At 60.0% G+C, this 15,817-nt stretch carries 13 protein-coding genes; 1 reads left to right on the plus strand and 12 read right to left on the minus strand.

What is annotated here, in order from left to right; translation table 11 throughout:
- Window positions 1–45: 45 nt before the first annotated feature.
- From LDN75_RS10585 to LDN75_RS10620, 8 genes are all read right to left on the minus strand, one after another.
- The gene (locus LDN75_RS10585) at window positions 46–1,458 is read right to left on the minus strand and encodes an aromatic amino acid lyase (protein ID WP_223937233.1); all 1,413 of its coding nucleotides are present in this window, start codon (window positions 1,456–1,458) and stop codon (window positions 46–48) included.
- 39 nt (window positions 1,459–1,497) lie between these two features.
- The gene (locus LDN75_RS10590; protein ID WP_223937234.1) at window positions 1,498–2,877 is read right to left on the minus strand and encodes an MFS transporter; all 1,380 of its coding nucleotides are present in this window, start codon (window positions 2,875–2,877) and stop codon (window positions 1,498–1,500) included.
- On the minus strand, window positions 2,840–3,244 hold the full coding sequence (locus LDN75_RS24150) for a hypothetical protein (protein WP_263422363.1): 405 nt from the start codon (window positions 3,242–3,244) through the stop codon (window positions 2,840–2,842). Before LDN75_RS24150 ends, LDN75_RS10590 begins: the two co-directional genes overlap by 38 nt.
- A 334-nt stretch (window positions 3,245–3,578) precedes the next feature.
- The gene (locus tag LDN75_RS10600; RefSeq protein WP_223937236.1) at window positions 3,579–4,988 is read right to left on the minus strand and encodes an aromatic amino acid lyase; all 1,410 of its coding nucleotides are present in this window, start codon (window positions 4,986–4,988) and stop codon (window positions 3,579–3,581) included.
- Between the two features lie 16 nt (window positions 4,989–5,004).
- Window positions 5,005–5,913, minus strand: a complete 909-nt coding sequence (locus LDN75_RS10605; RefSeq protein WP_223937237.1) for an ABC transporter substrate-binding protein — start codon at window positions 5,911–5,913, stop codon at window positions 5,005–5,007.
- Window positions 5,910–6,626: an ABC transporter permease gene (locus tag LDN75_RS10610; protein WP_223937238.1), complete on the minus strand. Its 717-nt coding sequence runs from the start codon at window positions 6,624–6,626 to the stop codon at window positions 5,910–5,912. Before LDN75_RS10610 ends, LDN75_RS10605 begins: the two co-directional genes overlap by 4 nt.
- Window positions 6,626–7,261 carry an ABC transporter permease subunit gene (locus LDN75_RS10615; RefSeq protein ID WP_223937239.1) on the minus strand — a complete coding sequence of 212 codons (636 nt, stop codon included), beginning with the start codon at window positions 7,259–7,261 and terminating at the stop codon, window positions 6,626–6,628. The genes LDN75_RS10610 and LDN75_RS10615 overlap by 1 nt, the downstream gene beginning before the upstream one ends.
- Window positions 7,254–8,390 carry an ATP-binding cassette domain-containing protein gene (locus LDN75_RS10620; protein WP_275959811.1) on the minus strand — a complete coding sequence of 379 codons (1,137 nt, stop codon included), beginning with the start codon at window positions 8,388–8,390 and terminating at the stop codon, window positions 7,254–7,256. The genes LDN75_RS10615 and LDN75_RS10620 overlap by 8 nt, the downstream gene beginning before the upstream one ends.
- A gap of 244 nt (window positions 8,391–8,634) precedes the next feature.
- Here LDN75_RS10620 and LDN75_RS10625 point away from each other — a divergent pair, with 244 nt between their 5' ends.
- On the plus strand, window positions 8,635–9,516 hold the full coding sequence (locus tag LDN75_RS10625) for a PaaX family transcriptional regulator C-terminal domain-containing protein (RefSeq protein WP_223937240.1): 882 nt from the start codon (window positions 8,635–8,637) through the stop codon (window positions 9,514–9,516).
- Window positions 9,517–9,584: 68 nt separating this feature from the next.
- On the opposite strand, the gene LDN75_RS10630 is transcribed toward LDN75_RS10625, so the two are convergent.
- From LDN75_RS10630 to LDN75_RS10645, 4 genes are all read right to left on the minus strand, one after another.
- Window positions 9,585–10,922: a carboxylesterase family protein gene (locus LDN75_RS10630; RefSeq protein ID WP_223937241.1), complete on the minus strand. Its 1,338-nt coding sequence runs from the start codon at window positions 10,920–10,922 to the stop codon at window positions 9,585–9,587.
- A gap of 8 nt (window positions 10,923–10,930) precedes the next feature.
- Window positions 10,931–12,166 carry a hypothetical protein gene (locus LDN75_RS10635; protein ID WP_223937242.1) on the minus strand — a complete coding sequence of 412 codons (1,236 nt, stop codon included), beginning with the start codon at window positions 12,164–12,166 and terminating at the stop codon, window positions 10,931–10,933.
- A gap of 40 nt (window positions 12,167–12,206) precedes the next feature.
- Complete coding sequence (locus LDN75_RS10640) at window positions 12,207–12,728, minus strand: cupin domain-containing protein (protein ID WP_223937243.1); 522 nt, start codon at window positions 12,726–12,728, stop codon at window positions 12,207–12,209.
- Window positions 12,729–13,071: 343 nt separating this feature from the next.
- Window positions 13,072–15,285 carry a glycogen debranching N-terminal domain-containing protein gene (locus tag LDN75_RS10645; protein WP_223937244.1) on the minus strand — a complete coding sequence of 738 codons (2,214 nt, stop codon included), beginning with the start codon at window positions 15,283–15,285 and terminating at the stop codon, window positions 13,072–13,074.
- Window positions 15,286–15,817 lie beyond the last annotated feature (532 nt).

Consider the following 15,817-nt stretch of genomic DNA (forward strand, 5'->3'; position numbering starts at 1 on the left):
GCGACCGTCGCGGCGGCCGGCAAACCAAGGCCCATTGCGTGTCGTCTAGACGAAGAGGGCCTGGTGTCCCTCCTGATGCATGAGCGAGCGCACCTCGCTGAGCCGGGCATCGAATTCGACGGGCTTGGTTCCAACAGGGAATGCGCGCAGGATGTCGTCGTGGAAGATGGCCAGCTCTCCGGTGGCCTGGATGCCCTTCCGCACAACGGTGTGGGCAGCGGCGACTGCCAGAACGGTGCTGGCTGCCTCAACGGCTTGGGCCGCCTCGTTGGATTTGCGCCAAGCAAGCAGATCGAGCGTGCCCGTGTCTGTCTGCCCGCCGTTTCCGAGGCTGATCAGAGTTGCGGTGGCAGCAGCACGGGCTTCCTCAGCCCAGCCGGTGGTCACATGGTAGAGCGTCGAGACTTCGGATTCTGGTTCCAGGCTCAGCAGCCCACCCGAGATCTCCATGACCTGGTTGGTGAGCGCTGCCAACATCTGTGTGACGTCCGCGTAAGACCGCGTGAGTGAGTCGAGAGCGGGGCTGGCGTAAGGGCTGTGGTAGCCGCCGTTAGAGAGAACGGCGCCAAATGGAGGGACCTCTTCGGGGCCGATGAAGGCTGGATTGTTCGACGAAGTTCGAAGTGCAGTTGAGGCCAGTTCTTCGATGGTGGCCGCGGTGCGACGGAACCATCCAAGCACACGTGGCATGCTCCGGAATGAGACCGGGGCTTGGTAGGCCAGGTGCTGGATGCCTTCCGCGCCTTCAAGGTATCCACGGATGTTGCCAACAGTCTCGGCGATGTATGGGTCGTTCCAGAGTGATTCGAATTTCTGGTCGAAGTGCTGCAGTGGGGAAGATACGGCAAAGGCTGCCAACGCGAAAGTCAGTTCCAGTGTCTTGGCGTACTTACGGCTGCCAACGGCTGCATCCGCTAGAGCCGCGGCGGCAACAGGGGATCCGTTGATCATGGCCATGCCTTCGCCCACTTGCAGGCTTCCGTTGAAGAGTTCGCGGAAGAGGTAGCCAAGGGGGATGATATCGCCGGGTTCACCGTTGCCCCTCAGCGGGAGTTTGGGAAGTTCGGGCTGGGTGAGCAGGCCCAAGATGCGGCTGACTGTCGCGGAGCGTAGGCAACCGGTCCCGTTGATGTAGTCTGCCAAGCGTGCCACGACAATGCCGCGGACAAGTCGTTCCGGAAGTCTTTCCCCGAAGGAAGCCCCGGAGGCAGGCAGGCGGGAGGCAAACTCGTCGTAGCCGTCGGCGTCCAGGACGTGCTTGGCCCCGACATGATGCCTGGTAGTGATGCCATAAAGATGCGCGTTGCGGTTGCCCTGAACATAGTCGAGGAATTGTTCGCGGCGAGTGTCGATCCTCGCCGCCAATTGTGGGGAAAGCTCTGCCGTGGCGTTTCGACGTGCGACATCGTCGAAGAGATCCAGTGTGATGTCCTCGATCGTGGAAATGAGGTGATGCATTATGCTCCTTTGTTTCGTTTCTAAGTTTCGGTCGGCCCTCTAGGCCGGAATCTTTTCTAGGTCGCGATCGTCATCTGGTGTGAGTGCGTCATGTCCACCCGCAGCTGCCGTGAGTGCCAAGCCACGGGTTTCGGGCGCCCAGAGAACGCAGGCGATAAGCCCGATACCTGCGATTGCTGCCGTTATGAGGGTTACGGTGTGGACTCCCCAGCTATCCATGCCGATTGGCAAGAGGAAGGTGCCTACTGCTGCGCCGATCCGACTGAACGCGACAGCGATTCCCATCGCGGTTCCCCGGATTTCGGTTGGGAACAGCTCGGTCGGGTACACGATGTCCAGCGAGGACATGGCTGAGGAAACCAATGCGAAGAGCGCGAAGCATGCCACGACGTACCAGAGAGGCGCGTTGGCCCATATCCCGAGGCCCGCCGTGGAAAGGACGAGGACTGAGAAGGAAATAGTCGCATATGGGCGCCTGCCTACACGGGTGATCGCATAGACGCCGAGGGCGCCACCGATCAGCAGAAAGATGTCGACGGTCAGCGTCTGGACGAAAGACGGTCCGGTAGAGAGGCTTTCCAAGATTGAAGGAAGGAACGTGAAGACCGCAAAATACGGCACGACCTGGCAGAACCAGAACAAACATACAAAGCCGAGGCGGCGGCGGTGGAAGGGCTGCAGTAGAAGGCGCAAGGGGCTGCCCTCTGTGCCGTTCGTGCGACCAGTGCTCCCTGCCGTGACGACGTCAGCCATGGTTGCGTTTGGCTCGATGTGCTTCCGGATTACCGCGAGGGCTTCGTCGAACCGGCCTTTCTCGATAAGCCAGCGGGGGGACTCCGGGATGCCCAGCCGAAGGAAGACGAGGAGTACGGCCGGGATGGCCCCGGCTACCAACATCCAACGCCAGGAATCAGGAGACGTATCTGCCATTGCCGAGCCGAGGATGAAGGAAGCAACGTAGCCGACAGTCCAGATGGCCGGACCTGATGCCAGCAGCGCGGCCCGGTATTTCTTGGGAGAGAATTCGGCGATCACCGTCGGCCCGACTGCATAATCGGCACCCACTGCGATGCCCAGCAGTAACCTGATCACGAAGAGTGCGGCGGCCGATTCGACTCCCAGCTGGGCCAGTGACAGGAGTGCGATCGCCACCATGTCGGCTATGAAGAGCTTCTTTCGGCCGATCTTGTCGGTGAGCCAGCCGAAGAATGATGCTCCGACGAACAGTCCGATGAGTGCCGAAGCGCCGAGCAGTCCGCTCATGAGAGGTGAAACTTCCCGGCTGGCCGCGAAGAGCGGCAGAGCCGGCGCGATGATGCCCAGTACGAAGCCATCGCAGAACTGGCCCGCGGAGCCTGCGATTGCGGTCCGGATATGAAATTTAGAGAGCTTTGCCTCGTCTAGTAGCGAAGAAGCCATTGGGTTCTTGTCCTTCCGTGTGCTTCAGCATCCGCTGGCCGGTCGGCCACTCAGCTTTGAGAACGTGCGGAGCGAAGGCGGGGATGTGTTCCTCTTTGAGGTTCAACTCACACCAGTATGTCACCAAATTATGACGACAGTCACTAATCTGCCATAAATTTCTTTTGCCGGCATTCACGTCCGGCGCAGCACCGCACTGCGGAATCCGCTGGGCACCCAGGTTCTGGTACTCGTGTTCAGCGGCGATGTGCAGTGTCCACTGGGGGTCATACAGGTGCGTGCGGCCAAGGGCGATCAGGTCGGCACGGCCTGCAAGGAGGATCGAGTTCACGTCGTCGTAGCTTGAAATGGTGCCGACGGCGATCATAGGCACGCCTGCCGGGGCGGCAACTTCCTGACGGATGCGGTCCGCGATCGTCGTCTGGTAGCAGTGGTTTTGCGATAAAGCGCATGTTTGCGACAGGCTGTCAGCCGTGGTGCGTGGGGTTTTCCTCCACGTTTTTCCGGAAAGCCGGTTCCCCTTGGCCCGCCAATTTCGGAAGCCTGCGAAGTGATCCTGGGCGGCCTCATTGAAGCTGGGCAGAAGGGGCTGGCCGCGGTACACCTACCGGGCTCAGCCCCTTCCAACAGCGTTCTACACTAACCCTGGGAAGTATGTACCCGCTCAGCAGGAATCAAAACCCGCTTCACTCGTGCTGCTGCTATTGCTCGACAAGCGCTGGTGTGCCGGTGAGGAATTCCCGGACCGACGCCAGCGATTCGTGGAAGTCAACTGGTTTAGTGCCGACGGGAAACCGGCTGAGAATGTTTGTGTGGAATTCTCCCAGCCGGCCAGCTGGTTCCAGGTTCTTGCGTTTCGCCGTGTGCGCGGCGACCACGGCGAGCACAGTAGTGACGGCTTCAAGGGCAAATTTGACCTCCTCTGCTTTACGCCACGCCAGCAAATCCAGGGTTCCCGTATCGGTTTGACCGCTGTTTCCCAACGACATGAGCGTCGGGGTCGCGCTGGCCCGTGCTTCTTCGGACCACCCGGTGGCTACATGGTAAAGGGCTGCCACTTCAGCCTCCGGCTCGAGGTACAGCAGGCCGCCCGGCATCTCTGTCACTTGGCTCGTCAGCGCAGAAAACAGCTGCGTGGTGTCTGCCCAGGACCGCGCAAGATTGTCCAAAGTCGGGGAAGCCAATGAATTGTGGTAACCGCCGTTGGAGAGGATGGCACCATGGGGTGGGCGCTGTTCGGGTCCCAGAAACGCGGGATTGTTGGACGATGCGCGCAGTCCGATCAGCGCAGCCCGTTCGGCTTCAGCGTGGCTGCGCCTGAGTGCACCCAGAACTCGAGGGGTGCTCCGGAACGAGACCGGAGCCTGATAGACGAGTTGCTGCAGGCCTTCGCTTTCCTCGAGCTGTTCTCTGATGGCGCGCACGGACCTTCCCTGGTGTTCGTCACGCCACAGTTCTTCAAAGGCCTGATCGAAGTGTGCCAGAGGCGCAGCAGCCGCGAATGCAGCCAAGGCGAAGACACTCTCTATGGTGGCGACGCGGCGGGCGGCCCCAAGGGCAGCATCCGCCAGAGCTGCTGCTGCCACAGGGGAACCGTTGATCATTGCCATGCCTTCACCTAGCTGGAGGGTGCCGTTGAAGCGTCCCCTGAACAGGTAACCCAGTGGGACGATGTCGCCAGGTTCGCCGCAACCCCTTGCCGGAACGTAAGGCATCTCCGGCTCAGCGAGCATGCCGGTGATCCGATCCACGGTGGCCGAACGCAAGCACCCCGTGCCGTTGAGAAAGTCGGCTAACCGGGCCACAATGATGCCGCGCACAACTCGTTCAGGCAGGCCCGGACCAAAGCTGGAACCGGATGCCGGCATGCGGGTTGCGTACTCCGCCAATGCGCCGTCGTCCATCACGTTCTTGGCGCCCACGTGGTGCATTGTCGTGATTCCATAAAGGCGGGCTTCCCGGTTGTGCTCGACATAGTTCAAGAACTCGGCACGCCGTGAATCGATTCTCTGGCGCAGGTCGTTGGTGATCTCGATGGTGCCAGAGTTTCTTGTGACATCCTCATAGACCTCGAGCGTGAGGTCCTGGACGCCGTCAACGATGTGGTGCATGGTGTTCCCGTCCTACCTAGAGCTTCCCGTCGATCCAACTGGCAGCTATGGCGTCGGCATTCTTCTTGTCGAAGGTGTATGCGGAGTTCATCTTGACCAGGTCGTCGGTGGTCATCTTTTGGCTGATGCCGTTGAGGATCTCCTGTGCTTTGGCATCGACGGCCTTTTCGCAGATGAGGGGCACCACGTTGTTGACACCAAGGATGCCTTGGGGGTCCTTGAGGGCTACGAGGTCGCCCTTGGCCAGGTCCGGCGTTGTACTGAACAAGAGTCCGACGTCAATGTCGCTGTTGCGCAGTGCAGAAAGTGTGATGGGCCCCGAGTAGTCCAGCGGTTTGAACGCCTTGAAGTTGATGCCATGGTTTGCCTTCAGCCCTGCCAGCCCGTCGTTGCGTGCCTCGAACTCCGGGGGCGCTCCAATGGTCAGTTGGGGTGCGGCTGATTGAAGGTCGGAGACCTCGTTGATCTTCATCTGCTCCATTTTGGAACGCTGCATGACAAGGGCGTTGGTGTCTTGGGCCGGAGATATGGGCAGAACTTTGAGGGTTTCTTTGACCTTAGTCTCCAATTCCTTGAAGACCTTGTCCTTGTCCTGGGTTGTGGCTTTAGGGTCAAGGTAGTTCAACAGTGCCCCGTTGTATTCCGGTGCTACCTGGATCTTGCAGTCGCCCATCTGGCCGTAGAGAATGTCCCGTGAACCGATGTCCAATCGCCGGTCTACCTTGTAGCCGGCACGCTCCAGTGACTGGGCGTAGACCTCACCGAGGATGATGTTCTCACTGAAATTGGCGGAGCCGACGACGATGCTCTTGCCATCTCCTCCTGAGGAGAAGGGGTCGGACGATGCGGAACCGCAGGCCGCAAGGCCAAGAGTGAGGGTGGAAGCGACCGCGATGGAAGCGATCTTCTTGGGCGAACGAATCATGGGATGAGGACTTTCTGGTTGGGGGTCTCGATGCTTACAGGATTGGTCTTGAGTAGATTGTGGTTACCGGGGGTCACCGCTCGTTGGATGAGAGTCAAGATCAGCTCCACAGCCAGTGCGAGGATGGCAACAAGTACTGCGCCACCTGCCAGCTGGCCGAAATCGCGGCTGGCGAGGCCATCGAATACGAAGCGGCCCAGGCCGCCGATTCCCACGAAGGCGGCGATAGTTGCCGTCGACACGACCTGGATCGCGGAGTTCCGGATTCCGACGATGATGAGGGGGGCACTGATTGGTACCTGGACGAGGTAAGCGGTGCGCTGCCGACTCATACCCATCGCTTGGGCGGCGTCCGTGATGGACCTGTCGACACCACGCACGCCTTCGAATGTCGCAACGAGAATGGGAGGGACTGCGATGATGATCAGTGACAGCAGGACCGGTAGCAGCCCGATGCCGCTAAGAATCACAAAGATCGTGAGCAGACCCAAGGTGGGCAGGGCCCGAACTGCGTTGACGAGGCCAACCACCAATGCTTGTCCCCTGTTGAAGAAGCCCAAGGTCACGCCAAGTGGAAAGCCGATGGCGAATGCGATGGCCAAGGCGGTGGCCGAAAAGTTCAGATGTTCAAGGACTCGAATGGGAATGCCACGGTCACCGGCCCAGTGTGCAGGGTTGGCAAACCATTCCGCCACGAGTTGAAGCTGATCCATTACGCCCTCCTGGCCCACGGAGTAGTGATTCTCTGGGCGAGAACCAGGAGCAGGTCAATGACAGCTGCCAAGACAATGGTCAGGATGATGCCCGCAATGACAGGTGTGGCGTAGAACCTGCGCATCCCGTCGACGAAGAGGTCGCCTATGGAAGGCATACCCAAAATCGAGACGACGGAAACCATCGAAATGACCGAAACCATGGCAACGCGAACGGCCCCCCAAATGAAAGGCGCCGCAGTAACGAGGTCCACCGAAAAGATCCGGTGAAGCGAGCCATAACCGATGGCGTCGGCCGCATGCCTGAGTTCCGGCGCTGTCGCATCGATACCAGCCACGACGTTTCTGATCAGGAAAGCGACAGCGTAAATGCTTAGGGGGATGATCGCCGTCGTACGCGAGATTCCAGAGAAGGGCATCAGCAGAATGAACATCGCCACAGACGGAATCGCGAAGGCAGCGCTGGTGACCACCAGAACGAAGGCATACAAGCGCCTCCACCTGGCACAAGCTATGCCGAGGGGGATTGATATCACGAGTCCGATAAAGACTGAAACGAAACTCAGCAGCAGGTGTTCGCCAACCATTACCGATATACGTCCGGCGTTCGAGAGCACCCATTCAAGATCAGTCATTGTCGTTCCCCTTGGCGATCCGCACTGCTGCATGAATCTCTCGGGCGTCAACCAGTCCACGAGTACGTCCGTGGGAGTCAACGGCAACCGCCTTGCCAGCGGGAGAAAGAACTGCCGAATTCAGTGCGGAGTTCAACGTGTCCACGCCGTACACGAAGGGGCTCCTCACAGGAATCGGGCCCTGTCCGCCCGTCGCCCCCGGCGTGCCGGCCTGTATCCACGACTCGGGGCGTCCGTCGTCGTCGTTTTGTAGTACCCAGCCAGAAGCCGCACGCGTCTCAGCTCCGGCGTCGGATGAAACAGGCTCCAGCAGTAGTCCCTCGGTGGGTAGGAGCGAGAGCCACTTGATGCCTGCGTTGCCTTTCGTGAACCCTTCTACATAGTCGTCGGCCGGCGCCGTCAAGATGCTCCCCGGGCTGTCAACCTGCGCGACGGCCCCGGGACGAAAGACGACAACCTGGTCGGCCAGGAAGACCGCCTCGTCGAGATCGTGGGTGACCATGATGATGGTCTTCCGGAGCTCGCCCTGAAGTCCTTTAAGGTGATTCTGCAGGTCGCGACGAACGATCGGGTCCACCGCCGAAAATGGTTCATCCATCAAGAGGATCGGCGGGTCCGCGGCCAAGGCACGGGCCACTCCCACGCGCTGCTGCTGCCCACCGGACAACTGGTGGGGGTATTTCCTGCCCAGTTCGACCGGAAGACCCACGAGCTTCAACAGCTCCGCGGCCCGGTCCCTGGCAGTTGATTTCGCCTCACCTAGCAGTCGCGGAATCAATGCGACGTTGTCAATGACGCGTTTGTGCGGGAAAAGCCCCGCGTTTTGAATGACATAGCCGATCTGGCGGCGAAGCTCCATGGTCGCCATGGAAGCGACATCCACGCCGTTGACCGTGACATGCCCACGCGAGGGCAGGACCATCTTGTTGATCATGCGCAGCGCCGTCGTCTTGCCGCATCCCGACGGGCCAACGAAGACGGTTGTCTCGCCGGCCGGACAATGCAGGGAAATTGCGTCCAAGGCCTGGGTGCCATCGGGGAAGGTCTTGCTCACGGCGTGGAACTCCACGCCACCGGAACTCACATTGCCCCCGGCCTCTTGTGCCGGTGCTTTGAGGGAAGTCAGCACTGGTTCCTCCTGGTGCTAATGGTTGCCGCGTCGTTGCGGATGGGGGACGGCGTGACCGTCACCACACTGAGCAATATTCTCCACTAGGTGACGACCGTCGCACAATAGCAATTTGGAAGTTTCTATTCAGAGGGAGCTTTGGGGACCGATGGGACGGCCAACCTATGGCAAGTCCTCGGGCGATCGTTCGGATTTAATCTCGCACGACAACGAAAATGCCGGCTTCAGTTGCTAAGCTTGGCCCGTGCATGCCGAAGACGAGATAATTGCCGGACGCCTTCCTGGCGCGACCGGACAGCCCGCCCACCACCGTTTCATCATCACGGTGTTCGGACTCTATGGCCGCAGCAGCGGGGGAGTCATACCTGTGGCCCTCCTGGTGCGCCTGTTGCAGGACCTGGGCTGCGAACCCGCCAGCGTCCGGTCTTCAATCTCGCGGTTAAAGAAGAAGGGCGTCCTGACCAGCGAAAAAATTGACGGCCAGAATGGCTACACGCTCTCGCCGGAACTGGAAGAACACTTCAGCACCCGGGACGAGCGAATCTTTGTGCCAAGTCCCGCCGCAGCCAACGATCCGTGGCTCCTTGCATCCTTTTCGGTCCCCGAGGCTCAGCGGGCGCAGCGGAACAAGATCCGTGCCGGGCTGGCCCGCATGGGCTTTGGCAACGTAGCCCCGGGACTCTGCATCGCGCCCAACAAGCTTTTCACCGAGGCCTCGGACTTCGTCTCACGCAACGATCTGCACGACTACGTGGAGTTCTTCATTTCCAATCCGGCAGGGCCCGGCCAACTTAGGGACAAGGTTGCCCAGTGGTGGGACCTTGAGGCACTCGAGCATTATTACGCGGAGTTCATTGATGCCCATTCGGGCGAACTCAAAGAGTGGAGGCGGCGTAAGGACCGCACTGATCTGACGTACCGGGATGCCTTCAAGGCTTATATTCCGATGGTGACACAGTGGCGTCGGCTGCCGTTCCTTGACCCGGGCCTGCCCTTGGAGTCCTTGCCCGACAATTGGAAGGGCACGGAGGCTCGGCAGTTATTCAGTGACCTTCATGGCGTACTTGGGCCGCTGGCGGCGCGTCACGCCAACCGCGTGATCCATGGACAAAGAGAAGCGGCCTGACGGAAATCCATCAGGCCGCTCTATCCCAACAAGCCACGACCGATCCTGGTTGTTGGGAGCTCGGGCACCTATCTCACGACGAACTCCACCAGGCCGGCAATGAGCTCGTTGGACACAGAAGCAAATTCCTCGTCGGTTATCCCTTCAAGCATGGGCGCATCAGCCCATGCCGGCCTGTTGCCAAACTGAAACGGCAAATCGAGACAGTGCCCGCTGTGCAGGCCCTCCAATGGACTCTCCAGATCAAAGGACGCTGCATGGACGTCAAGGCCAGCCGCGGCGTAACTCTGATGCAACTCGCTCGGAAGCCGCTGGAACTGGCGCCACGAAGACAGTGCAACGAGTGCTCGGTAGGGGGATACCGCCGATGCATCGAACCTAGGCGGTATGTCGGCTTCTGCGAGTGATTCGAGCACAGCGTCGACTTGGGCGGCTGTTGCGTTCACCTCCGGCGGTGAATTGAAGAAGAAGGTGGCGGACTCGTCGGCCGTGTTTCGGAAGTAAACGCTGTCGACGTGGCAGTTCGAGGCACACCAGGCAGGGTCGAGCAGTTGTTCTGGCAGACGAGCAGTCACGGCAGGCAGGAAGGCCGACGAGGCATGCCCCAGGGGCCGGTTTTGTCCTCCAAGGCCGGCAATGCCGGCTGAAAGAAGAGCGCTTGCGGGAACCACCTGCATGTCCCTGCCCTCCAGTGCTGCCTCGACACGCGCACGGATCTCATCAAAGCGTGTGCGCTCCCAAGGTGATCGGGTCCCCATGCTCAGGTGCGCCACACGGTGGAAGAGGCCTGCGCCCTCCTCCACCGTGCTGAGCAGGTGGCCGTACCAGGCCCCGGCAGACTGCCCGACTAGTGTCACCCGTTCGGGGTCCCCGCCGAGCGCCCTGATGTGCTCCTTGACCCATCGCAGGGAACACAGCAGGTCTTCCGCCGGGAGAGGAAGAGCCGCAGTGGCAGGATCGGCCAAGTGAGCAACCGGGCCGATCCTGTAGTTCACCGTTACGACAACGATGCCTTGACGTGCCAAGTCAGTGCCGTCATACCATTCCATGGACCCGCCTCCGCTCATCCATGCCCCGCCGTGGACAAAAAACAGCACGGGTAGGTTGTCGCCGTTCTTGGGGGCCCAGACGTTCATGAAGAACGCGTCGTCGGACTGTTCGTTCGATGTGACGCCATGTCCCATCGCACTGGCCAACCGGCTCGCACGCTGGGGAAAGACCGGCACGTCGGCCAGCCGACCAGCGTGAACCTGGCCGTGGGCAGGGCGTGTAGGTGTGAATCGTTTGCCGCCTGTCAGTTCGGCGAACCGGATACCGTACCAGGCGTTGATCCCGGGAAGATCTGCTCTGCGAAGCTTCGCCGCGAAAGACCCGGATGATGATGTGGACGTGCCGTTCAGTGTCATGGCGTCGGCTAAAGCTTTGCTGAGATGAACTCGGTGTCGGTCAAGCCATTTCCATGGAGTTCGTAGCCCATGGGTGCCGTAATCGAGGCGTGACGCGTTCCAGTGTTGATGTCTCTCCACATCCGGCCCAGAAGGCTGTTCTCGGCGAAAGCGGCCGTTCCATGCAGCCAGCACAGCTCATTAACCGCGTCCACCAGCTCGTGCCCTGCATGACCGATGCCACCGCGGTTTCGTGCCCGGTCCACGAGTGGAATCGGCGTGGTGCCCGCGGCGGCTTGGTCGATGGTTGCCGCGGACCTTTCAAGCAGAAGACGCGCAGAGTCGATCTTCATGCTTGCTGCTCCGAGCCCTTGGATGAAAGCACCGGAATCAATTTGCCGCTTGTAGTTTGTGTAGGTGATCCCTCGTTTGTGGGAGATTTCTGAGACGTAGTCCAAAGCAGCGAATGCTGCCCCCAGCGCAGGGGCCTGAATGGTGGTCGACATGGTCAGATGCGGGGTCAGGCGCCGCCCAAACGTTACGGCGGGGTCCGACTCTATGGCTTGGCCCATCAGTTGTTCGAAGGTGATGATCCTGCTGCGGGGAATCCACTGGTCTTCAGCGACCATGGTGTTCGAGCCGCTTCCCCGCATGCCAATCGTGTACCACGTGTCCTTGACCCAGTATTCACCTCGCCGCATAATTGCGAACCCGATGCTGGTGTTGTCGCTCTCAGCGTCGCTGACATTGAGGATTCCAATCGCCCACTCCGAGTGCATGGAATTTGACGCAAAGGGCCACTCTCCGCTGACGCGCCATCCGTCACCCTCGGGAGTGGCGTGTCCCTGGGGACTGGCAAAAATCGAAGCCATGCGGACAGGGCCGTCGGCGAAGATCTCATCGAGAAGTTCATCGTCATAGCGGTTGGCCAAGAGGACAGACCCGTTGGAGATCACTGTCACCCATGCTGCGGCAGGGCAGTAGTACCCGACAGTGCGGGCAACTTCCAGCAGCATCGATGCCCCACCTTCGTAGCCGCCGTAGCGCTGCAGTGCGGAAATGCGCAGGGCGCCGGTGCTTTCGAGTGCCTCGATCGTCGAGTCTGGTAGAACCCTGTTTTTATCGGCGATGACTGCGTTCTCGCGCAAGATCGGACCCACTGCGTGAATGCGGTTGATGAGCTCAGCGACGACGTCAGCCGCAGGAGGACCAGCAACGACCAAGCGTTTGGTGGGAGGTACTGCCGTGGTTGTGTTTTCGTTCATGATTCGGTGCCTTCCTGGCCTTCGAGTAGCAATTCAGGGGCTAAGCCGTGGCGTTGGGGCGGGTCCCCGGAGGAGCAATGATCTTGATGTTGAACGCTTTTGCAGCCGCCTCAAGCCGTTGCTCGGTCTCCTCGTCCATGGCCCAGCCGGCTTGAGGTCCCGTATATTCCGCAGGGATGGCCACGGCCCGGAAAAACTGCTCCAAACCGCTTGGTGCGCTCATGACTAGCCACTTGGCTTCGGCCTCGGGGGAGACCTTGAAAATATGCGGTACGTCCTTGGGCAGCAGAATGCAGTCCCCGGCGTTCAATGTCACTGCGACGTCGGCTGCCCAGAACGATATCTGCCCCTCCAGCAAGTAGAAGATCTCATCCTCTCCGTTGTGCTCGTGCAACGGCGGTTCGGAGCCGGCTTTGGAATGGGTCAGGGACATCTGAAAGAGGCCATTCGTCATTTCCGTCGTGATGATGGGCTGAATCAGGTCACCCAGGAACCACAAACTCTCACGCTCAGTCTCGCGAACTACGGACACTCGGCTCGTCGTGGTGGCGGTATCGGTCATTGCATCTCTCCTTGCTCGAACTGTGCAATGTGTCATAAATTACTACGGTCGCACGCAAGTTGCAATAGCACGGTCTCGAGGGATGCTTATGGCATATTTGTGACGGTCGCCTTTGCCGCACACGCCATTGCGTGGGTGATCTGAGTTCGCTTTTCGGAACCGTTGCCTTTAGGTGACCTTGCCGTCGCGGCTTTTTGCTGGTGCGGAGCGATCGTGTGGCAGGCATGCGCAGCTGCTGCCGGCCGGCGATTTGAGTTCACAGCAACCGTGCAGTCGCTCAGCGGTCATCGTGCAGCGCAACCGGGGTTGCGCCAGACCTTCCGCACTCTTAGTTGCTGGGTTGTTAGCCTGACTCTTCGTCGCGCTTAGGCGCCTGCGATGTCGTCCCTTCGGCGGGTTGCCCGTGACCTTTCGCTTCCAATGGGGCAGCATCAACCAGATCGGTTATCCACGGCCGGCGCCCACGCTGAAGAGACATGCCGGCAGGCAGCCCCTTGACCGACACGTCTGAGTTGGAGATGTCGATGGAGATCCGGCCTTGCCCCATCGGAGCGTGTCGGATGTGCAGACCGCCATATGTATCGGGAAGCACCGGATCAAGCCACAGGGCCCCTGCGGAAACGTCGGGGTCGTATCGCATCAGGCTCGTTATGAGCTGGATAGGGGTGGTAGCTGCCCATGCTTGGGGGGAGCAGGCCGTTGGATACGGCACGGGATCGGAGAATTCTTCCCGGCTGAAACCGCAGAATAGTTCCGGTAGGCGGCCGCCGGAGTAACTGGCGGCTTCAAACAAGGCTGTTGAGATTTCTTTCGCTTCTTCGATAAAGCCATATCGAAGAAGCCCCGCGACAATAAGGGCGTTATCGTGGGGCCACACTGAGCCGTTGTGGTAGCTGACCGGGTTGTAGGCGCCCATATCACTGGCCAAGGTGCGGATGCCCCAACCGCTGTACATCTCGGGAGACATTAACCGCTTCACTACCAGAGGTGCTTTGTCCTCATCGACGACACCGAACCACAGGCATTGGCCCATGTTTGACGCGCAGGCGTCCACAGGACGCTTGTCTCTATCGAGCGCCACGGCGTAGTAGCCCTTGTCGGGAAGCCAGAACATCTCGTTGAACTGCCTCTTTAGTCGCGCTGCCCGCTGTCGCATCTCCGCGGCCTTGCCATAGTCACCCGCGTCGTAGGCCATCCAGGCACGCGCCGCGTAAGCACCGTGGACATAAGCCTGGACCTCACAAAGTGCGATTGGAGGCTCGGCCAGTGAGCCATCCGCAAAATTGATCCCGTCCCATGAATCCTTCCAGCCCTGGTTGATCAGGCCCTGGTCATTCAGCCGTTGATATTCGACGAAGCCATCGCCGTCTCGATCGCCGTAGTCCCGGATCCAGTCCAGAGCTCGGTCTGCGTGCGGCAACACGGCCTCAATCAATTCAGGGGCGAATCCCCACCGACTAACCTCACCAAGCAGGGCTACGAACAACGGTGTCGCGTCGATGCTCCCGTAGTAGGCAGACTTGCCGCCCAGGGCCAGTCCACTGGACACTCCTAGCCGGACTTCATGCAGGATCTTGCCTGGCTCTTCCTCGCTCATCGGGTCAACCGTTCGGCCCTGGCGGTCAGCCAAGGTCTGCAGCGTGCCCAAAGCCAGCGACGGATCCACTGGCAGCGCCATGCCGGAAGCCCATATGGAGTCCCGGCCGAACAGCGTCATGAACCAGGGCGCCCCCGCAGCTACGACAACGCGTTCTGGATGTTGGGGATCATCAATGCGCAGAGCCCCCAGATCGTCGTAGCTCCTGCGGAGGGTCCTCTCGATGGATTTGCTCCCTATTTGGAGCACGGGGATCTTCGCTACCCACTCTTGCCGACGACGGTCCCGAGCAGACATTTCGCCCGGTGCCGGATGCTCGAAAAAATCAGGTGCGCTTCCCTCGGATGCCTCCGGAACTACGCTCAAATTCTTTGTCCAGTGGCCGTGGGGCGGTATGACCTCGCGATATGTGAGGATCCCAGGGGAGATCTCCGCGCCCTTGGCGTTGATAACGACGGACTTACGAACCTGCTCCCATTCACCGGCTATTGTCACTGAGTCGGACCTCTGTGCCCAAGTCGTCTTCCATCGCCGCTGGATCCTGGATTCCTTGACCTCAAACAAGTCTGCGAAGTCCGTACCGACGTCGATAACAATGTGACAGTCCACCGGCCTCGAGGAAAAGTTTCGCACCGTCAACTTTTCGGAAATTCCGATCCCGACTTCCCGGAGGCGATAGACAAGGAGCGGACCGTCCGCATAGCCCTCGCTGCCCGGGACCCGGCCAGCAAAGGCCACCCTATACGGCTGCTTGGTTTCCGCAGTCAGGCTTTCGATTGGTTGGCCATTGACTGTCAGGACCCACCGGGAAAGTATGCGCGTGTCTTCATGAAATACCCCGTGGGGTTGCTCAGGATGGATGTCACCGTTCGGCAGGGATATGCAGAAGTTTGAGCCCTCAACCAACGAGACCGTCGCGCTCAAAGACCCCGCGGCGGTATCAATATTCCAACCAGCCACAATCGGGCTCCTTGCGACAGAACACCATTCCACCCGAGACCGTAGGCAATCCGTCCGCCCCGCCTCGGCATCAACGACGCTACGCCCGTTCACCATCAAGCGCTAGGGCGTATTCACCTGCCTTATCTGTCCGGCGAGAGCCAGGGCCTGCTCGTGGCCTAGGACTGTAAATGTCGGTGTAACTCCTGAGGAAAAAGGAGAACTCCGTGACGGATGTGACGGCCGCTGCGATTGATGCGGTGGATGAGGAACTGGTTCGGCAGCTGACGGAGCGTGGCGAATGACTCGGGAAGTCCCAGGTGCAGTAGGAGCTTCATCGGTTGACCTGCCGTTCAGATCCCTCTCCTTTAATCCATACTGGAAAATCTTGCCTCCACCGTTGTGGATAACCCCGCGGGGTTCAATGGTTACCGCTGCGTTGTCGGCTAAGGCGTGCGCCCAGGCCTCTGCTTCTTGCCAGAACACGTCGCCGAGGGGTTGGCGCGGATGGGCTCGCATGGTGACCGACATCGTTAGGCGGAAATGGTCCATG

This window comes from Arthrobacter sp. StoSoilB5 (assembly GCF_019977235.1).
Classification (GTDB): Bacteria; Actinomycetota; Actinomycetes; order Actinomycetales; family Micrococcaceae; genus Arthrobacter.